Here is a 21,030-nt window from a genome sequence, read left to right as displayed (position 1 = left end):
GACGCATTTTCTCGATAAAATGAGCTCTCACTTGACAGTTATTTACGAACTGATGGTTTAAGAAACAGAAAACACTACGAAAAAAAGGTCCTCTAATCATTTAACACTACAATTTAGTGTCCTGCTTTCCTCTCCTATCGCGCAGGTTTTCTGAGCAATTCAGAAGCCGGTCGCCGCTTCCAGAATTCAACACTTTCAGAAAGACAGACCCCACCGAAAGAACGGAAAACACCGTCTAGACCGGTGAGGAAAGGGACTACCATCTCCCCCGTCTGCGAAACACATACGCACAAAGCTCGAGTTCCGTAATTGCAATGAACTATTCGCTAGGGCCAACTACTGCCAAGTCGGTTACCTCCCCAGACCATGAGACGCGAAGCTCCTTTTTGGCCCGTGTGGCTGCCACGTGCAAAAGGGAACGGTACTGGTTGATGATGTCATGCAAATCCGCATCATCAACGGCAGACTCTATAGCTATTTTCGGAGGAAAAGCAGATTTCGACATGAACGGAATTGCCACGGCAAAAAACTCCAGGCCTTTGGCGCGGTGCATTGTTGTAATTCTCACCCCGGGCTTGTCACGGCTATCAGCTTCTCCAGCTTTAAGTTCTAAAGTTTGAACCTCTATCCGATGAAGAGCATCCTCCACACGCGCAATGTCCTTTCTGCGATTGCAAAGGATGCCAATGTCTTCAGGAGCTGTTCCAGAAGAAATCACCTTACTTACCCAATCGGCCAGACCAGTCAGTTCTTCGATTTCTGATGGATAGGACGAAAGCTCGGGGTTTGGCCCTTTCAACAAACTTACGTATCCCTTCAGTGTATCCGTACCTTCATCAAGGTCATCGACACTCACACCTTCCAGGATTGATACGGCCCAGGCACGGATTTCCTGTGTTGTACGGTAATTCAGTCGCAGTCGGCGTGAGCGGCCGCGGATGTTTATGCCGCAAGCGGACATGCTGGCACGACGGGCATAAATTCGTTGATGCGCATCTCCAACGATAAAGATCGTGTTTTTATCACCGGTCGTTTTTTCCGGGACGATGGCCCTAATCAGTTTGAACGCCTGTTCACCCATATCCTGTGCTTCATCCACAACGACGGCGGCGTAAGGCAGGTTTGGTGCTTCAGATAACAGTAACTCGGCCGCCTCGCGGTAAGCATCATCTGCTTCGGCCAGGCCCGCGCTGACCACGCGGGCTCTATAGTCCGAGAAAATATCCCACAAGGTGGCCCTTTTTCGTCGATCAAGTGACGTGCCGCGCCCCGCTCTCGAAACCTTCAGGTAAGCCCTTTTGTCTGTCAGTCCTTTCGCCTGAACAACCTGAACCCATTCAGCTTTTGCAAAATCTTCGTTCAGGTTTTCTGGCAATTCATGTACTTCAAACACTTCCCCCCAAATCTCTTCAAGTTGATTACGCGCTTCGCTGGAATACGCAACTTGCCGGCCAAAGTCTTTTCGTCTCAGAAACTGAGACACCCAACGATCCAAGTTAATCACTTCAATCCTTGCCGGCTTTGAATCTAAGTGTTCAGGGCAGAGTGTGCGAAGATTGTTAAGAATATCCTGCACCAGGCTTGTCGTGAAGGTTGTGAATAGAACCTTCTCTCCGACCCGCCTCGGATCAGCCGCGATTTGATCCGCGAGATGTTTCGCACGATGCATTGCAACAACGGTTTTACCGGTGCCAGCACCTCCGCGTACCATAGCCGGGCCGTTATAATCGCGATACGCTAGCTTACGCTGCTCGGGATGAAGGAAGACGCGCCAACCTTCGAGCCCTTCCTCAAAAACGCGCCTTAGCTCCGCTTCACTTTCAGGTATGAAAATGGTCTGCCGGCTTTCATCGGTCTCAATGAGCTTGTCAAACGAAACGTCGCCGTCACCTTGGTTAGCTTCTTCCGTACCACCTTCGACAACGCCCGTCATCGCGTAGACTTCTTCTTCGGAGTAACCCGCTGCTAATGCATAAAGGACCTGATAGCTGAGGGGGTCAAATTTATCTTCGTCCGTTTCAAGTTCTTCAAATGAGGTAATTTTCCGAATGGCGGGTAGTTCTTCATCCGGTATGCCCAAGGCGCGGAGTTTCTTATCCGCGAAACCATCAAACAATCCAAGTTGAGCCGCAGCGGTTTGTGTTTCAGTTTCAGCGTCAATTTCCTGGATAATACGGACACGATTGGTCGCAGGGTCGAGCTTCACCCGTCGCCCTGTCGCCCATCGGTACGCCTTGTCATGCTCGCCAACATGCACAAACATGATGTCACGGCCCAGCTCGAAAGCTATTGCCCGGTAGCCTTGATCCACCCGCAAAGACTTTATGGAACTGTCTTTTGAACCTTCGACCGTCTCAAGGTTCAACCCGTTGCTTTCAGGGGCCGACATGTAGCGGGTCATCATATCCATGAATCTAAGCGAAACTTTATCTGGAAGTTTCCTGAGGCTCTTCATGCAGCCGATGTCGTACGAAACCCGTTTCGCAATCGGTTGGTTCATTTGCTCGTCTCCTCAATTGCTTTCAGGATTTCGGCGATGGTTTCGCTTACGTGGCTCACTTCTGGGATAAAGGTCAGAGTTTTCCACCCGGTATTGTCATGAGCTTCTTCTGACACGCATAAGTTGTGCTTGGACCATCCAAATTCCATCGCGCCGACGACCCGGCCGGACACCATGAGATCTTCGCCGATCTTATCAGGGCCTTTTACCCCGGCCGCGATAAGCGCATCTATCAATGGGTGGAAGTCTTCATCGCACAGCGTACGTGCTTCAAGCCATGCCTCATCGTTGTTTTCTTCAGATTCCGCTACATCTGTCAGACTTGGCGGCAGAAGTGTATCGAGACCTGCAATGTCGATGTGCAAGCCGGGCACTGACTGTAGGAAATTCACCGCTCTCCAAAGTCCTCTCCAGATGTCTTCCAACACTTTTTTTGAAGTGGTCGAACCGGAAGCGTCTGGAAGGTGGGCCTTCAACACGCAGCGCAGATCACCAAACTCGTTGCTCCATTCTGAGGGCGGTCGTTCATTGCAGGACACAAACAGCTCAAGTTGCTGATTGCCAAAGTGCGAGGCAGCACTCGCATCTTGCAGAAAAACCCTGCTTGCGTCGCTAAGTTGGGCAACATTTGGAAGATCGTTAAAAATGCGATTTTCTGACTTCACAAAGCAGCGCATGAGTACCGACCAAGCGCCCAAGTCAGTTTCGTCACCACAGTTTATGAAGTTCACAAAGCCCTCAAAACTGGATCGAGACTGCAAGTTTTTGATGGGATCTTTGTACCCCTTAAAAACTTCAATTGCGAGAACCTGTCCAAGGATTCCGGCCTGGCGAGCTGTAAAGGTTCTTTCTAAGAACGGGTTTACCGTGTGATCTACCGTATCATCGAGATCTTTCCACCCAAGCGTCCAGACCCTGACCTCACCAGAACGGACCATATCAATGCGGTCCAAAAGATCCTGTTCAATTGTGTCGGCGTGATACTCATAGCCGTCCATTTCGATGACAACAGGCGGACGGGCCACATCTGTTAACGGAGTCATCAGGAAGTCGACGCGCTTCTTGGGAACCCCCTTGAAACGCGTCTCCAGTTGAACCTGAGGTTCAACTGTCCAAAGTTTGGGTTTGCCCGCAGTGTCTACACGAAGAATATATCCTCTACGCCCCCCTTCCAAAACTTGAGGCTTCAAAGCGGCTTCACCGTAGACCTTCATAAGCGCATTGAGAAAGCGCGCCTCCAACTTGCTATCGACCAATGCACCCATGATGGATTCGTCGATGTTTCGCGCTGTTTGGGTCAGGCTATCCCATTTACCTAGCGTGCTTTCCATAAGTGCCCGGGCGCGATCACGACTTGGTTCGCCCCGTCCAAATTGACTGCGATAGGGTTTCACACACCGGAAACACCCATCTTTCTCAGGCACATCGTGATTACAACGGCATTCCCTCAAAGCTTCGATTGCGTTTACAACAATCGATTTCATGGTGTCGGGATGCTCAGCTATTTGTCGGAGATAGCCGGAGCCCCCCGGAACTGCGTCATAAAGATACAAACTTCGAACGGAAACCTGGCTATCCAGCCGGGCTTCATAAACCGTCGACCGGATGTGATCTACCTTGCCTGCAAAATGGCGTCGCATACCGAGATTTATGGCTGCAACAAAACTCTTGAGGTCATTGTGATCAGCGTCCCCGGCCACTGGAATGATAATACGCATCGCTTCGGTCTCGAAGCTTCTCATTAGGAATACCTCGGTTTCCCAATCAGAGCGCTCGATGTCGTCTCGCAAAGCTTTGCAGCTGGGAGGGTGCACACCAGGGTCACCGTCCTGACGAAGCGGCTTTTGTAACGTCCCACAGTGTTTGCAAATCAGAAACGGTAGGGATTCACGCTTTGAGCCAGCAATAGTTGGTCCAATCGGTGCAGAAGACTTCGATCCATAGTTAAAATCTCGGAAGGTACAATCCGGTATGAATTCAAACCCAAAAGGCGCACCGTTATCCTTGTCTGTGAACCAGGAAGACAAAATGTCGGCTTCCGCATGGAAAGGTGTCAACTCCCGGTCAAAGAGTTGCTGATCCCGCTGGTCCCCGTCACGGATTGCGGCTTTTTCCTCACTGTTCGCGGCAATAACGGATTTCAGCTTAACAACATTATGCTCGGATCCACTGTCGACCCACATATTATCCCCGCATTTAGGGCAGTTTCCTGTTGCACCTCCCGATTCAAGGCGTGGAGCTACATACGAGCAGGATTGGCAGAACGTCCAAACCGACAAATCCTCCTTACCGATCTCGATGCGTTCTATCCGAACCTGTCGGCCATTGGCGTAAAAATATTGACCCGGTGCAAACTCGGACAGAGCTGAACTGGCCGGACGCGAGTATTCGAGTTGACGAGGCTCATCAGGTTGCCCGGAATTCTTGTCCTGACGGAACAATATCGATGTGAGCTTCACGCCTTCTTCAGGGAATGCGTAGTTGGGCAAAACGCCTTTGTCTGTAAGGAATTTGATCACTTGAACGTCATCGATTCCTTGGCGGATCATCGCGTTGATTTCTTTTCGATCCCGCTCAATGTCATTTTTGCGTTTTTCAAACTCGTCGATTGTGAGCTCCGCTTCACGCCTTCTCAGACTCGCAAGCTCCTGGGTCGCCTCGTCTCGTTTTTCGACCAAACGGGCGCGCTCCTCCTCCGCACTGTCAAAGACAGACATGATGCGCCAGGGAAGAGAACGGTCATCTGTCGCTGCCAGAAACTGTTTGATGCGGTCGCACAAATCAGTTCTGGATTGCACGTCTTCTGGCAGCCGTCTGATAAACTGCTCTGCGAGATCTGCTCCATTGGTTTTGACCATCTCGAGCCATTCAATCGGAAAGCCGGTTGTCACCCCGCCTTTTCTGGATTTGAGGACGTCTCGCACTTTGCCGTAGTCGTCACTGCCACCGACCGTTAGGACGTAGGCATCAAGTGTGAATGCCGTCACCTGTCTCAGAAGTACTTCCTCGGCCGCAAGAAACACCCCTGGCGGGCTAACCTGTCCTGCCAGCATGGGCGTTGGATCTTCCCAAAACTGAATGTCATGGGGCCTCGCATTCGCCAGAACAAGGTTCAGTGCATTGCCGTCCCTTCGCCCACTTCGTCCCATGCGTTGCACGTAGTTGGCTTCCTCAGGCGGCACGGAACCGAGCAGCAGAGTGGACAAATCCCCAATATCTATACCCATTTCGAGGGTCGGCGTCGCAGAAATCAAATTTGGAGCCCAAGCCGTTTCTTCATTGATATAGCCTGTTTCGACCAGATGCCTCTGGTCCGCGTCCAAGAGACCGGTGTGTTCGCGGGCAACGACTCGGTGGTTTCGATCAGAATGCAATGAACGCTTCAATGCAGGACGATCCGGTGTGTTAGCTGCATAGAGGTGCCCCTTGCAACCAATTTTGGGGCAATTTGAGCCGACAAGAAGCTCCTGATTATCTGAAAGCGTTAACTCGCGACGGCCACAAGTATCACAAGTCAATGGAGAAGTCGCCAAGGACACCGCGATGTTCTTGGGATCAACAAGCCAAACATGCCTAGAACCATCCGCACCATCGACCCTCTTTATGAGACCGTCAGAGCACAGGCGGTCAAGCGCGAGTTTGTATACCTCCTCCGGATCCGTTGCGATGCGAATATCTACCTCCGATAAGCAACGAAATAGCCAGTCCCGATACCAATTCACGATGTGCTTTCGAGTGATTTTCTCAACACCCGCTAGCGCTTTTCCCAAGGTAATAGGAATTGGTGCAGCGCCTCGAATCGCGCTCGGTGTCGGAAGAGTGCCTGTACGTTGAAGGCCAAGCCTGCTGCTTGCACTAAACCAGTTCATTCCATAGGAGCCGCTAGACGCTTCAGCAGCGAGTTCAACATACGGGTGGGCAACAGATCCTTGACGTCGCATACGCTGCAAAAGGCCCAAAAGAAACCGCATCATGTCCGTGGCTGGCACTTCAGGGGCGCCGCTGAACGCGTTTTTGAGCTGCTGCGCGAGTTTGTCAGCACTGTCTCGCAACTGTTCCGCCGGCACATCCGCTGCTGCTGCGCCGTTGAGTTCCAATGTGTGGTTGAAGTGGGATCTGTAACTCAAATCAACGAAATACTCCCAGCCCAACCGCATAGCCATATGATCCAGAAACACCGGGTCGGTGATGGATACACCGTGTTCAGTGAGATCCACATAAGGGTGGCGCCAGGTTTGTTCTTTGGGAATGAACGTGGCGGTAAATTTGTCTCCACCGAGATTTGCCAGGTGTTCCTGTGGAACAGTCTGGATCACGTCATGCAGAGATAGTTTTCCCTCAGAGGCCTTGGTCAAAGCTTGGAACAATGATTTTTGGTAGACAGAAAGCGTATTGCGGGTTTCTGCAACAGCGGCGCGATGAGCCGCATCCTGAACAGAGTCTGAAAAGACCAGAAATCGGGGCTTGGCCTCCGCACTCTCCTCGTTCTGCTCGGAGGAGTACATAGTTCCAGTAACGCCGGTCGTGAGCCGTGCCGCCCGCATCCCAAAAAGCAGTAGGCCACGAGATTGGCCACAGGCGGGGCATGTCGCATCCATTCGCCCACTGTCATCTGTTGGATCATACATCCAAACGGGCGAGGCTGGCCCAACTTCCAAATCGTCATGGTTCGAGGGGCTGAACTCCATGCTTTCAGAATCCAGCATACCTGGAACAATCCGGTTACCACTTGATGTGGCAGAAAGATTGCGATCCAAGTCTTCATGAAAAAAGAGCCTCAATCGACCGCCATCGTCGTAGGAGAAGAACTCTTCATAGAGTTGCTCAAGAGGCGCCCAGCACGATGTGGAGTTTGCATTTTGACGTCCCAGATGCGCGCTTGTTCCACATCTGTTGCAATTCACAACCGGCAGCGTTCCGCGCAAAGCTTGCGTATCAAGATCGATAGCATGGATCAGGTCAATTGGAGATTTCTTCAGCCCTGCTTGCAACCTTGGCAGGTTCGCGACCATCCGCGCCATTTCACGAATCCAGACCTGGAGTCGAACGTTGAATAGAGGGCGTCCGCCTTCTGATCTTGCCCATGCCACCAAGGCAACAATCATTTCTGCCAAAGCATGGTGATCGCCTTCGGACCAGCCTCTCAGAGCCTTGACTGATGACAATCCCTTGGCCACATCCTCCAGCGATGCAGGCCCCGTGTGTTCAGCAATGATCATCAACGTACGTTGTGCGAGCTGTTGCTCCTTTAGCAGATTGCCCAGTAATACGCGCCATTCAGGCGATGATGGGTCTCCAGAATAAAGCGCCTCCAAGTCAGGGTCGGAAGCATCTGGAAACAGGCACAGGGCCAGATGTTTCGCCGCATCCGCCTGGCTCATGTCTTCAGCAGCACCCAGAGCCGCCCGAATGTCATCCGGTTCAGGGCGATCTGTGTATTCAGGGTGATCAAAAACTTCAGAAGCAGATTTCCGGGTTTCTGTAACCACGGCATCTTCGTCAAACGTCTCCCCAAATATCGTTTGGGCGTACTCGCGCAGCTCTTTTTTGGCCCCATCGCCTGAGCCCAATGTGGCGGATGAGCCAACGCAAGTCAGATGCCCGTCCGGAGTATTCAGGCGGTTCTTCAGGCGACGTATCAGCAACGCCAGGTCGGCCCCTTGTGCGCCATCGAAAGTGTGCATCTCGTCTACGACTAGAAACTTTAAAGTTTCGGGAGCATTCTGATCCCACAGCGGTTTATCCCGCCCTCGCAGCAGCAAGTAGTCCAACATTTTGTAGTTGGTCAGCAGGATATCCGGTGGGTTCTTCCGCATTGTATCGCGATGCGTGATCACGCTGTCCGGTGTCACATCCATCGTGGGGTTTTTTGGCTCAGCATCTGCAAAGATACCTGCCCTGACGCCATCCAATCCCGGCAGATCATTGATCGCCGCTGCGATCCGCCGCGCCTGGTCACTTGCCAAAGCGTTCATCGGATAGATCAGGATCGCTTTGATCCCCGGCTCGTCCTTGTGTTGCCGGCAATGCTCCAAAATCGGCCAGAGGTAGCTTTCTGTCTTACCAGACCCCGTGCCTGTCGCCACAAGGGTCGAGCGCATCTCATCACCGCTCAACCGTGCAAAGGCGTCCATCTGGTGCTGATAGGGCGGAAACTTCAGTGGCACTTCTGGAAAGGGCTGATCCCATTTCCCATCCGCGGCCCCGTCAATCTGGCGAAAGGGCATATCGACCGAGATCCAGGGGCCCTTGATGAAATTATCGGGCGCATCAAGAAACCGCTCCACGATCCCTTCAAACGACTTGCTTGAGGTGTTGAGCGTGGAATGAACCAGTTCGCGCAGGGTTTGTTGCACATGACGGTTGAGCAGGATCGGGTTCATGTCAGCTGCCCCCTTGCGCCTTCAGCGCCTCGAAATGAGCCCAGGCGCGTTTGTAGTCTTCGATGCGGTCGCAACGGGTGAAGGGGCCGACAAAGCGGCGAGTGATTTCGCGGGGGCCACCGGGTTGGGTATCGTCAATTGCATTGCTGATCAACTCATCGGGGTCGGAGGAAAGAATTGAAAGCCATTCAGCTTCACCTAGCTTTGTCATCACCCCTTTGTTGTTTTTTGTAAGATGCCCGACGCCTGGCAGGCCTCGAGAACATGTCCAAACAATGCGTCCTTCTTGATCATACCATGTGCCGGCTTCGTTTTCTTGCAGAATAGGGAAGTAGATGCCGTAGATCTCGATCAGCTGGTCAAGAGTCAGGCCAAGCGCTTGCGCAACCAACACATCAATTTCAACAAGCGCCATGCGACGGGTGAATTCCGTTCTAAGACCCGCGCGTCGGTCCCAATTTGAGGGACCTTCGGCTGAACTCGCTAGTGTGAGACGCGGGTCATCGGTGGACCAAGGCATTGGTTGCAAGTCAGGGGCATTTCGGTTCCACAAATCAGCGTAGGCGGATGTTAGGCAATTCAGTCGTAATGTACGATGCAGGCAGCTGTCACCGAGGTCGGGGAAGGGCCAACGAGCGATGTCAGAAGCAAACAGGTCTCCTCTACCGCTCGCTTTCAAAAGAAAATCAAAGGGGATTGAGGATGATATGGACTGGATCGAAAGAGTCGTTTTCTCGCTTTCGCAAACAATGCTCTCGACTTTATGAATGTGTGCGATCTGGGGAGGGATGAGCGCTGAGATCAAGCTCCGTTCACCGTTTAGGGCTATCATGTTGCGAAATGCCACCCGATAAAAATCTGTATGACTCTTGGTGGAGTCCCAGCGGCAGCGTGTCATACGGCGGCGGTATTCGGACATCTCTACCGCTGGTCCATAATTCGTGCGCGGCAAATAGTCATCCGGCGCAGAGGTCAGGTCGATCACATCGTAATCGGCATTGGTTCGGCTGACGGCACGGGGTGTTTTATATAGTGGGTTACCAACGTGAAAGAGCGGCCCTTGCAGCACAGATGCTTCCGCAGTTCGAAATTCGGTCGCGCGTTTGATTGTACCATCTTTTTGCGCTCCGGTTTCGTGCCAATGCGCTGACATCTGCCACAGCGGCACCTCTTCACCACCTGGCATCAACTTCTTTGGAATGGCGGCGTCCAGCTTCGGGAACTTTGCCATTTGCTTAAACACATCTAGTGTGCGGGCCGAAAACGGTTGAATAAACCGAGCTTGTTCGACGGGAACATCTGCCTCTTCTGAGAGCGCATGAATGACTGACAGCGCATCACGATCAATCCGCATGATCCGGTCACGGTGACCGCGTGTATCCCAGTTTCCCTCGTCGTTCTTGATACCTGGGAGGTCACCCAACCCGTCTTGATCAGCATAAGAGTCTTCCACTTGAGAAGCTGCAAACGCATATGTGAACTTATCAAACCCGTCGAAAGTTGGTTCGCCGCGATAGATGTTCAAACTAAATCGAACGTTGTGGTCAACTTCTGCAAAATTGCGTGATTTCATTCTGTTAATAAATTCGAAGTGGCTAACTGTTCTCGCATACCAATGCGACCGGAACTCCCCAGAATTGGGATCCCCAAGATGCCCATCTTGGTGGATAAGCGCGGCATAGCCCTGAGGCGCGGTCAACCGGAAAGAGAGATCAACAAAGCACCGATAGAGATTGTTCGAACCACCGCCAGCAAAAGGCTGCATCACTTCCGAGGCTGTGATCGCCATTGCTCCCCTTGTCGAAACATATTCTTGCGAGAACCGCGCAACGCCACGCGCCTTTTCAAGTGCTTCGCCCAAGACATCCCGTGCCTCGGTAGCTGACAAACCACGGTGATAGGGATCAATATCCGCCAGCACCAACCCTTCATTCCAGGAGGGCTTTGCCCATGGCGGATTCCCAACGATCACGTCGAACCCACCGCGAGCGCGCATTACATCGGCAAAGATCAGATCGAAATGCACAAAGCGTTCCCGCTCAGCCACTTCGGTTGCCACGCCAAGCCAGTCGAAGGTTTCGATCAACGCCTCGACATTGGTTTCGCGGAATAGCAGGTCTTGGGTCTTGTCCGCTGCTTTGAACAGATCACGCGCGGGGGCATCCGGTTCAAGCTGGTCAAAGAAATCCAGTTCCGGGTCCGAGAACTCTGACATACTTGGTGCTTCAAGCGATCCGTCAGCAGAAAACCCGCCCTCAAGGATCATGGCCATGCCGTTAAGGAACTCGAGCCGCGATGGCAGTTTGTCCGCCTGATCCAACGGCCAAAGCCACAGAGCGCACCACGCGTCCATCGCCGTTTTGAGCCGCTTGTAAGGTAGGGTATTAGTGGCGTGATCATCGCCAACCAAATGCGCGGTCAGCTTTGCCTTGGCATGGAAATCCATCCGCTTGTTGCCAGCCATTTCATGATCGGGCCAAATGGTAATCTCGTCGTTGGAAGAAATACGGGTCTTCTCCAGATCATCGGCGACTTGTTCGAATAAAGCTTCAGCCACTTTGCTGAGTTTCTGGACCAATTGGACTTCGTGCTTTTCAAGTTTTTTGAAGAACCCGCCTTGGCGCCAATCTTTGATCCGCTTTTGCTCATCTTCGGCAAAAGGTTTGATAGTCTTGTCGCCATCAAATTTGGCCATGTCCTTGGCCGGGAGTAGCCACTGCCAGATCTGGCCTACTGGCAACTTGCTGCGCCAGCCTATCTCCTGCGGCTTGGCATTGAGCCATAGATCTGCCGCTCTAGATGCTGTCGTGAGCTTCGGATCATAGGACGCCCTTCGTGCGCCCAGCAACGAGTTCCCGGCATGCAACTGGTCTCCGAACCACGGCGAAAACGTACTGTTGTGCAGGCCATTGAGCCAAAGCGAGATCGCGCCGAGTTCAACCGCGATAGGGTTCAAGTCGACACCGAAGCAATTTCGGTCGGCGATGAAACTGCGTACCTTTTGCTTCTCGACGACGATTTGGTCTTGCGGAATGGTCTTGCCCAACTCCTGTTGTTTGCGGTCCAGATAGAGGTCCGCCAGCTGGTTTGTGGTCTCGACCAGGAAGGCCGCCGATCCCATCGCGGGCTCAAGGATCTTCAGCTCCAGCAGTTCATCCGCACTGAGATGTTTGCAGCGCTCCGTGAGAGCGTGTTTTACTAGCAATCTGGCCAGCGGTTCAGGGGTATAGTAGGACGCCGACTTTTCTCGATCTCGACCCGCAAGGCGATAGATGAATGTCCCCTTCGGATAGACAAGTGCTTCGCTGCCTTTGAACACCACCTCTTCAGAGGTGAACTCACCGTTCAGAAGACGACGGCGTTCCACAAACCAACTGGGTGCAAGCGGATCTACTTCATCTACGCGATTTACTGGAGCGTCTGGATCGGCATCGGACTTTTTACCTTTGCTGGGAAGCAATTCAATCAGATCATTCTTGGCAACAACCCCAGTAAAGGAAATCAGTGTTTCATAGACGGCACCTAACTGTCCGATTCCGAGCTTGGCATAGGAAATGCGTCCCGTACTTTTGTTGGTGGAGCGCAGGGACAGAAGCCGAATGACCTTCTGCATAGCCTCATTGCGGAGACTAAGGCTGTTCAGGAGCGGCGTGCTCCGCGGATCAAGCAAGGACACTTTCACCGCCGGTAGGCGGAGCCCTGTACCTTTGGCGTCGTCTACTAGATCAAGGCCGGTGTAGAGCAAGTTCAAAGTCGTTTGCAGGCTTTCCCAAAGGAACGTCCCGGCTCGATCCGCGGTGGTTCTAAGCGGAACGGATTCCAAATCGCGCAGGCCTTCCAGAGAGTATCCAGAGTTGTAAATCGGGTTTTTCAAATCAAGCAGGCTGAGCCGCGGGTTGGCTTCGGCATAGAACATGAACAGCAAGCGATACATATATCGTAAACATTCACGAGACAGGTCTGGACCTTCTATCCAGACACCGCGTTTGGACTTGATAGGATAATTCGACGGAAACTTGCCTTCGGTGACTTCGAGAACTTCTTGCCCCAGCAGCTCAATAGCATCTCGCACTGTTTTCTTGAGAGATGATGTCACCGCATTAGCGTTTCGCTGAGCTTCTTCTTCAAGTCTGTCGGAAATCGGCACGCCTTGCTCAGGCACCCGAGCCTCTCTTGCAATCAGGCAAGCCACCAAAACCAGCGTGTCACGTTCGGATCGTGCAAAGATCTCTTGCAAATTGAAGCGAAGTACCGAACGCGCAGGCCATTTGCGTTTGTCGACAAGGACAAGTTGGGAAAGACCAACAATCAATACGTTTCTGGGTCCATCCGGCAATTCAAACACGCCTTTGGCCAGAAACTCGCCGATTGTCTGGTCCAATAGAGCCGCGTCCCGGTCCTCTTCTGCAAACTGATCTTTGGAAAACTTCGCATCCAACGGGTCAGACGCTTCGTCCTCGTTACTTGGAACCGGAGCTTCGATTATCCAAAGCGCATCTTTTCCATCTGCATTTGAGACTCTGCCGAGAAGCGGTATCAGTGTCTGGCCATCCAAGCCCGCGGGCATCGCTTCCCGTTTCCACTCATAGCCGAGCGCTTCCAAAACCTTGAAGCGAGTCTCCTGCGTGAGCCCTAACCTTTTCGACGCTTCACTTGATGCACGAATTTGTCGGTAAGCATCCAACGTCGTGCCGGAAACACCCTGCAAACGTTCGACTGGGTGCTTTTTCTTTTCCAGACCAGCCCAACGGGCAGTGATATCGGCCAATTCTTCTTTCAGAACGTCTGATAGCGTTCCGGAAGGAAAAAACTCTGCTTCGTTTTCAATTCCAATGAGTTCCATAAGCTTACCCTACGAACACTGCTTTGACGTCGACATGCGGATTGGGGTCATCAATAACCTTGCGCGTTCTTTCGAACCACTCGGTCCAGTCCTCAAAAAGGCGGTCTATTCCCTTCTCTTTATTTTGCCGCAGAGTCAGTGCGCGCTTTTGAGCCGTAGTCAAAGCGCGTTCATTCGTGGTGACCTCGCTAAAATCAAAGTCCAATTGGGCTTTGTGCCGAAGTTCCAGCTTTGATAGGCGCTCGAGAACCCCGTTCATTTCCGTCTCGATTTCTGCGGCTCTTTGATTCCGGAGCTGTCGCAAATGGGTTTGGAAAAAGTCTACGGCCGAGCGTAGAGCGTTTTGAGCTGCCTCTTGACCAGTAATTGGCTGACTTGGTGTATTCTGTTTGAGTTGGATACGTGTAAGAAATTCATCGATTTCCTCAACTTGCAATTCACCGGCGGGGGTCCGAACGACCACAGCCCACCGGTCAACCACTGGCGCACCCAGTGAATTAGGGGCCGCTCCGTGTATGACGAAAGCTATTTCGCCATCAGCAAGTCGGCCCTTTAGCGAGGCAATCGGCGCGGAGTGTTGAGGAAAGAACGTATTAGAGCGGTCGGCAAACCACTCCAGAATTGGGTGCCCATCCCAAAGATACTGGACGTCTGGCCAGGACCGCTCTCTCATTTTCGCTTCATTAATGGCCCTGGTAATTGTATCCGCCTGATCTGTCAGTTCGACCTTGCCAGAGCGATCCACTGCCTCTGCCGGCATGTACCGCCCATCAACCGCCCCAACACTTGCATAGCCGAAGCCATCACGTGCTTTCATATCGTCTGGTATCTGGAGCTTTATGAGGCGTTGAGCCTCAGAGATGCTTGGAGGCGTATCAAATACCTGCTCTTCTGGTCGACCAAGCCGTTCCAACATGCTGCCCGTATAAGAAAACGTGTCTGCAAACAGTCTCGGCGGCTTCGCCTCTGTAGTTGAGACGGCACTCGTTTGTTCATCCACGTTGTCAGCATAGTCCCCAAAGATCGCGTCAAAAGCATCATCGAGAGCTTTTGCTTGCGACGCGCGCTCATCCATATCGCGTTCAAACGCGTCCTCACCGGCACCTGACGCGATGGCCTCTGCGGTAACAACTTCCTCACCTTCGGCATCCCCTTGGCCAAGGAAAACAGCAGGGTCACCTACACCTTCCTGGGCTTTCTCATCTCTTTCAACGAGCTTGTCCAAAACCCACATCTGGCGAACTTTTGGGTGGGTGCTTTCTCCAACAAAATATGTGATCTGCGGTGCGCGGTCCTGCCCGTAACGGTCGATCCGACCGTTGCGTTGCTGAAACCGCAGTAGAGACCAGGGCAGATCAAAATGGATCAGCCGGTGACATTGGAAGTGAAGGTTAAGGCCTTCGGAGGCCATATCGGACGCAATCAAAACCCGGATAGATGAGTTTTCCTGCCCAAAATCCTCAATGACCTTCTGGGTTTTGATGTCGGCTTCAACACTACCGCCGTCAATTCGAGCAATCTGATCTTCTTTGAGCCCTAGATCCTCCTGCATCCGTTCGGCAAGCCAGGACACAGTAGCGATGCGCTCTGAGAAAATAACAAGGCGGTCGCGCTTCTTGCTTCCGGTCCATTTTGCCGCCTTCAAAGCCTCCAGCAAATCCTGATACTTGCTGAATTCGCCAACACCGATTTTTTCAACCTGATCGGCAAGCGCTTGCAGGCGTTCTCGATCTTCTTCGGTGCCGCGAGACGTTTTTTTCTCGATACCCCGAATGCGATTGTTCAGCGTTTCCAGACAGGCGGTGGGGCTAGAAAAAATGGCCTTTGCCAAGGTTGTACGAAAGAGGTCAATTGCGCGACCGCGCTTGTTTTCTTCGTCAAGATCCAGATGAAGATCTGCAATCGATTGATATGCTTCTTCTTCTTCAGGGCTGAGAGGAAAATCTCGTCTGATCAGTTTTCTCTGCGGCACGATCTCTCCCAGATCTTCTATAACCTCTTGAGAGGAACGAAAGCGCCTGACGACCAGATCTTCGATGTCTTCGCGTTTGAGCTTAGTGGGGTCGGGCACGCGAGTTGGATCAAGCATTTCGATCAAGCTTGCAAAGCTTTCATGTGATCCATCATGCGGTGTTGCTGTTAACAGGAGTAGTGAGTCTGTTCGGCGAGAAAGCAATTTTGCAAGCTCAGCCCGTTGAGAGTTGGTGCCAGCAGTGTTTTTGCGCCGCGCCGTATTGTGGGCTTCGTCGATAATGATCAGGTCCCAATAGGATGCATCGATTGCGGCCCGGATTTGCGCATCTCGTTTCAAAGTGTCTATTGACACAATCGAGCGGTCAAATTGGTCAAAGACATTGTAGTGGGCGGGAATTTTGTTGCGCATCCGACGAATAGCCGCGCTGTCAAGACGCGACAACGGGATCGAAAATCGGGTCCAGAACTCTTTTTGGAACTGCGTGAGCATCGCACGTGTCGTAACTACCAGTATGCGATCAGCGCGCCCACGCAATGCCAGTTCAGACGTTATCATTCCTGCTTCGAGTGTTTTGCCAAGGCCGACGTCATCGGCAATCAACAAACGCACGCGATCTTGTGAAAGCGCGCGCTCAACTGGCAAATGCTGAAACGACAAGTCGTCAATGGCAGCTTGGCCAAAGGTCAAAGGCTGCCGTGTTGTGGTAGCCGTTTGCCGAAATGCCGCCTCGAGGAAGAGCTTCGTGTCCATAAGGCCCGAGGAGGTGTCAGGCACTAAGCTCACAGCAGAGGGATCTAGAACACGAGCGTTCTTTTCCAAACGCCAGACAAAGCGAGCTTCTTTGTCGCGCACAAGCCCTGAAATACCGCGGCAATACACCTCTCTGTCGCCACCCTTTAGGTTGGTCAGTCCAAGAACTTTCCATATCGCTGAGCGAACCTCGACAACGGAACCAGGTTGGGGCGTCGTACTCATGCTCGAACTCCGTTTTTTTGTTTTTGTTAAAAGCCTTCAGCATGTGCACGGCCTTTCGCTCCAACATTAGCGGGAGAAAATGCCGGATAAAAGCAACTTACAGGAGGCCGCTTTAGCACCAAAGCACCCAAACGCTTCGTTCTTTGGGCTGCAACCTTAAAGCTGTTTCGCTTGGATCCAGTACCGCTGAGAGAGAGTTTTTCACTGTTTTTTTCAATTACTCTAGGAAATCACACCAGTTGATATGATTTTTTTGCATATCTAATATGCAACAAGAGCAACGCTCTATTCTTGACTATCCTTTCCAATAGCACTTCGAAAGCTAGATTTGCGCACTTCTATTCTTGGCTATCCTTGTAACTCTTCGAACGAGCTCTGGAAAAATGTTATAAATAACAGTATGTTAAGCGCTGTCCGAATTTGACATCGAAGTATTACTGCGCAACACTCAGTTATCGAAAACGCCGCGACGCCTGGGTGCATTTAGAACTGAAGTACCCCATCCTGCGCCGCGAAAAAAAGGAAAGAGAGATGGATAGACACATTAATCCGCATCTGCGGAAACAGAGAAGCTGTGCCTCGCGCAAAGTATCGACCTGCGTCGAAACCGCGGAGCTCCAAAAATTGCCTAGAGAAAGCAGCTCTGCTTTCGAAATTGCAGTGCAAACCCTTTTGAGAGCTGAAAACCACATTCAGGAGATTGGCTTATGAGTGTGGAACAAAATTCTGGGAAACCTCAAGCGTCTAGCACAAGAGAGGAGTTGTATTTGCAATACCTTCAACTCCTGCCCCGCGTTGACATTCTAGCAGAGCTGGACAGCCTTGAAGAATTCACTGTCAAGGATCAAAGCGTGTTTGCATTCGGCTTGGAAGCAAACCGTTGTTTCAAGATTGCTATTGCCGAGTGGAGCCATAGGCAACTCAATCACGTCGCTTATTCGGCGGGTTCCGGCGCAGATTTGTACTTCATGCAACTCCAGCAGCTCGACGAATTGCGGGATGTCGCAGAAGGGATGGACCTCAAGCATCTAGAGCGCTCCATCAGATACGTCGTGAAACAGTTGGATACTGAAAGTGACCCCTCACTTTCCGCTATCCAAAACTTGCTTTCAGAGCTTGTTCGTCGTGCTCGCCGAGGCGAAGGGCACTGAGAGATTTCTGGCAAATGCCGTAAGAGAATTTTGCCTCGTTCGGATAACAAGAGCAACGACGTTGGGTTTAGCCAGATGTTCTAGCCCAACGCCCTACAAGTCACCTTAAATCCGAAAAACTGCTGGGGTCTATCCGGCAGGGGATTTGAAGCTGCAAATTAATTCCGGCCAAACCCTTTTGGCCATCAACCAAATACCTGCCAATCAACTCGACCCTTTGAGACGTAAAAAGCAAGATGAACCTTCCCTTGAAATCCGATCACTTCAAAGGCGAGCAACACCTGTTGCTGCCTTCGGATTTCCATGGCTCAAACTCCGAACTTTATGCTCTGCTGAAGCGCCTCAACAACGCGCTTGTTACGACAGCTACCCTTGCCGCGGCAGACCCAGTCTACTTGCCAATCTTTGAGCGAATTGAAATTGAAATTAAACAGTTGGAAGGTCGCATCAAAGCTAACCCGTTGGATCGCGCCAAAAGAATTGCTCAGGCAACCGCGATGCTTTGAAGAATCCGCGCTTTGTGTTCCAAAGTCGCGCCTTGCCCATAACGCTGATGATTAAGTGTGTGCCCAAACAAGTCTCTCCGGATTCGATCATCGACTTCAGCTGCGATCATTCTGTCTTCAAACGAATGGCGAAGTGAGTACATCGTGTGGTCGGGAGTTTCCAGTAGCCCATTTTCCCTGAGGAACTTATTTACTGTCGCTGAGAGCGAGTCTTTGCCCCTGTAACGCGGAAACCCGCCTGGATAGTTCCTGAAAGCTTCCAAGCTGACTCCTACCAAAGGGAGTTCACGGCGCGAAGCTTCGGATTTTAGTTCCCTTTCAACGGGCTCGATGGAAATATGTGGTGTGTCTGCGTCCAGCCGAATTTGTGGCGGCGTCAGGTTGGCAGCCTCCGATGGTCGGTATCCTGTGTTGATCATTCCCAACAGGAGGCATTTCGCTTCTCCATTGAGACCAGTTAGGGCGCCTTCCTTTAGGATTTGCTCTTTGATCCATGCTGTAGAAAACGAAGGGCGTTTTTTTTGGGCGGCATCCTTTAAACTCAACTTGTACAGTGGAAGATCGAGCCCCAAGCCTTCCATGTCATTCACCACCCGCAAGACGGACGATGCGTGAGTAAAATCCTTGTTTGCGCTGTTTGGGGTCAGACCCTCTTCTTTAATTCGGTCGATCCACCATTTCCGAAACTCGATCATGTCGTGCCGGGTGATTTTTGAGATGGGCTTGTCTCCGATCAGGTTGATCAGGTTCTGGATGGCCTTTCTCTTCGGGTTCTTCCACCGACGGACTTGATCGTCGTCTTTGTTGAGCGTCAGATCGACTGTGTGCTCCCAATAAAGTTCCAAGGCGCGACTGATTGTGATTTTTGGCGCCGGAACTGCGCCAAGCAATGCGCCGGCTTCGATTGTATCAGGTCGGTTTTCCAATACGGAAATTGCTTCCACTCTGTTCAACAGCTCCGCCAAAGGAAGCTGCGCAACAGAAGTTGATGGCAAATAGTTGAATCCACGTGCTTGAGCCAAATTTTTGGCCGCTCGAAATTTGATCTCGGCGTCTTCACTTTGGCCATGCACTTTGAGTTCCCAAGCATCTAGGAGCTGTTGCCAGACCGCCAAGGCCTTCTGCTCAGCCACAGATTTTGAGTCGGTTTTGAGGCAAACCCATACGGCTGCTCTAGATTCGACCTCGGCAAACCGACGAGGGACTCTTCTGCACAAGTAGTAAGATTTCCCTCTTAGTTTTAAGCTCATTCTACACCAAAAAAACCTGTTGTGAGGCAAATTGTGCAGCAAGATGTGCAGCAGAACAATGCCCAATTCACATCCCTGATGAAGAGATTTTCTAAAATAGCCATATTTTTCAATGACTAGCCAGAATGCGTATATCGGTTTGATGGCGGAGACGAAGGGATTCGAACCCTCGAGACGGTTTCCCGCCTACTCCCTTAGCAGGGGAGCGCCTTCGACCACTCGGCCACGTCTCCGTTGGCCGGTATATCCCTGCCCGGCGACCAGTTACAAGGCGATTTTCCCAGCTGCTGGTATTTTTCTAACTTACGACCCAAAGGTGGCATCAGAATTCGTAAAAGACACACCGAGTTGGCGTAAGTGCGCGCCGAGAAACCGTTCCAACGCATGACGCCGAGTTGGGTGTGGAAGCAGGGCGAGTCAGAAAACTTGCCAACAGGACATGGTTTAAGGCATATTTGCTTATACATATTTAAGAAGCCGATAAGATTAAATTTAATGGGGCAAAACCGGGCAGTGGGCGTTCAGCCCATTTCTAAGCTATTGGGGGTATATAAGCTTGGCCTGGTTAAAAGTATTTTGTGTTGTGTTGTCTATATTGCTTGTACCTGTGCAAGTCTGGGCCAACATAGGAAAAGTCGTCGGTGTCAAACAAGGCGCACAAATCGTCAGAAGCGGAGAATCAAAGCCCTTACGGTCCGGTATGGAGGTCGAGTCTGGCGACGCCATAACAACCGACCAAAATGGATTGGTTCAATTGATATTTGTCGATGAAACCAAAATAGCGATCGGACCGAACGCCAGCATGGTACTTGATGTGACCATGTTGCGCGGCAAGCAAAAAGCAAAGTCCTTTGCGGTTCAGGCATTGGGCGGTAGTTTTCGCTTCATCTCGGGTAAAAGTAAGAAAAGGGCATATTCCATCCAAACCCCGACAGCCACCATGGCTGTTCGGGGCACAACGTTCGACATGTGGGTTGTTCCCGGAACGCAAAGCGCAATGCTGGTTTTGGATGGCACTGTTCGAATGTGTGGCCTCGGCGGTACATGCCGCTCCACTGGGCGACAGTGCAGTCTGTTCGCGACCACTCAGCGCGGCAATGTTGGTCGACCTATAGATCAGGAACAATACGAGTTGGCGCTGAAGACTGGCTTTCCTTTCGTACAGTCTCAAGACGAACTACTAAGCCCGCTTAAAGTCGGGATTGGTGGCTGCGCAGCTGAATCCGTTCCATTGCCACCCATTAAGTCCGACGCACCGACACCGCGACGCATCCGGCAGCAAGCAAAAATCACTGCTGCCCCCCGTGCAGACCCACCGGCAGCTGACCCCCCCGCCGCCCCTGAGCCACCTGCGCCGGAACCACCGGCACCTGAACCGCCTGCGCCGGAGCCGCCTGCACCCGAACCGCCTGCACCCGAACCGCCTGCGCCCGAGCCGCCTGCACCG

The 21,030-nt window shown here is 51.9% G+C and carries 8 protein-coding genes, 1 tRNA gene and 1 pseudogene; 3 read left to right on the top strand and 7 right to left on the bottom strand.

Translation table 11 applies throughout. The annotated features are described in order from the left end of the window. Positions 1 to 319: 319 nt before the first annotated feature. Genes ABWV79_RS06715 through ABWV79_RS06700 form a run of 4 tightly spaced genes read right to left on the bottom strand, consistent with a single transcriptional unit; the run spans position 320 to position 16,676 of the window. Entirely contained in the window at positions 320 to 2,500 is a 2,181-nt protein-coding gene (locus ABWV79_RS06715) for a UvrD-helicase domain-containing protein (protein ID WP_353391053.1), read from the bottom strand. Further along, positions 2,497 to 8,883 (bottom strand): DEAD/DEAH box helicase, encoded by a 6,387-nt coding sequence (locus tag ABWV79_RS06710; protein WP_353391052.1) that lies wholly within the window; start codon positions 8,881 to 8,883, stop codon positions 2,497 to 2,499. Before ABWV79_RS06710 ends, ABWV79_RS06715 begins: the two co-directional genes overlap by 4 nt. 1 nt (position 8,884) lies before the next feature. Next, complete coding sequence (locus ABWV79_RS06705) at positions 8,885 to 13,726, bottom strand: Eco57I restriction-modification methylase domain-containing protein (protein WP_353391051.1); 4,842 nt, start codon at positions 13,724 to 13,726, stop codon at positions 8,885 to 8,887. A 4-nt stretch (positions 13,727 to 13,730) separates the two neighbouring features. Next, positions 13,731 to 16,676 carry a helicase-related protein gene (locus ABWV79_RS06700; protein WP_353391050.1) on the bottom strand — a complete coding sequence of 982 codons (2,946 nt, stop codon included), beginning with the start codon at positions 16,674 to 16,676 and terminating at the stop codon, positions 13,731 to 13,733. Between the two features lie 707 nt (positions 16,677 to 17,383). On the opposite strand from ABWV79_RS06700, the gene ABWV79_RS06695 reads away from it, so the two are divergent. After that, entirely contained in the window at positions 17,384 to 17,827 is a 444-nt protein-coding gene (locus tag ABWV79_RS06695; protein ID WP_353391048.1) for a hypothetical protein, read from the top strand. Between the two features lie 236 nt (positions 17,828 to 18,063). Then, a complete protein-coding gene (locus ABWV79_RS06690; protein WP_353391047.1) occupies positions 18,064 to 18,333 on the top strand; it encodes a hypothetical protein in 270 nt (89 codons plus the stop codon). On the opposite strand, the gene ABWV79_RS06685 is transcribed toward ABWV79_RS06690, so the two are convergent. Beyond that, positions 18,312 to 19,583 (bottom strand): DUF6538 domain-containing protein, encoded by a 1,272-nt coding sequence (locus ABWV79_RS06685; protein ID WP_353391046.1) that lies wholly within the window; start codon positions 19,581 to 19,583, stop codon positions 18,312 to 18,314. The genes ABWV79_RS06690 and ABWV79_RS06685 overlap by 22 nt on opposite strands. Positions 19,584 to 19,726: 143 nt before the next feature. Beyond that, positions 19,727 to 19,816: transfer RNA gene (locus tag ABWV79_RS06680), tRNA-Ser, on the bottom strand. 467 nt (positions 19,817 to 20,283) lie between these two features. On the opposite strand from ABWV79_RS06680, the pseudogene ABWV79_RS06675 reads away from it, so the two are divergent. Then, a pseudogene (locus ABWV79_RS06675) lies at positions 20,284 to 20,595 on the top strand (FecR family protein); the annotation flags it as partial. Between the two features lie 277 nt (positions 20,596 to 20,872). On the opposite strand, the gene ABWV79_RS06670 reads toward ABWV79_RS06675, so the two are convergent. Further along, entirely contained in the window at positions 20,873 to 21,028 is a 156-nt protein-coding gene (locus ABWV79_RS06670; RefSeq protein WP_353391731.1) for a hypothetical protein, read from the bottom strand. Positions 21,029 to 21,030 lie beyond the last annotated feature (2 nt).

Source organism: Ruegeria sp. HU-ET01832, assembly GCF_040371315.1.
GTDB lineage: Bacteria > Pseudomonadota > Alphaproteobacteria > Rhodobacterales > Rhodobacteraceae > Ruegeria > Ruegeria lacuscaerulensis_A.
Note: the sequence above shows the minus strand (reverse complement) of the source record. Positions and strands in the feature narration are given on the sequence as shown.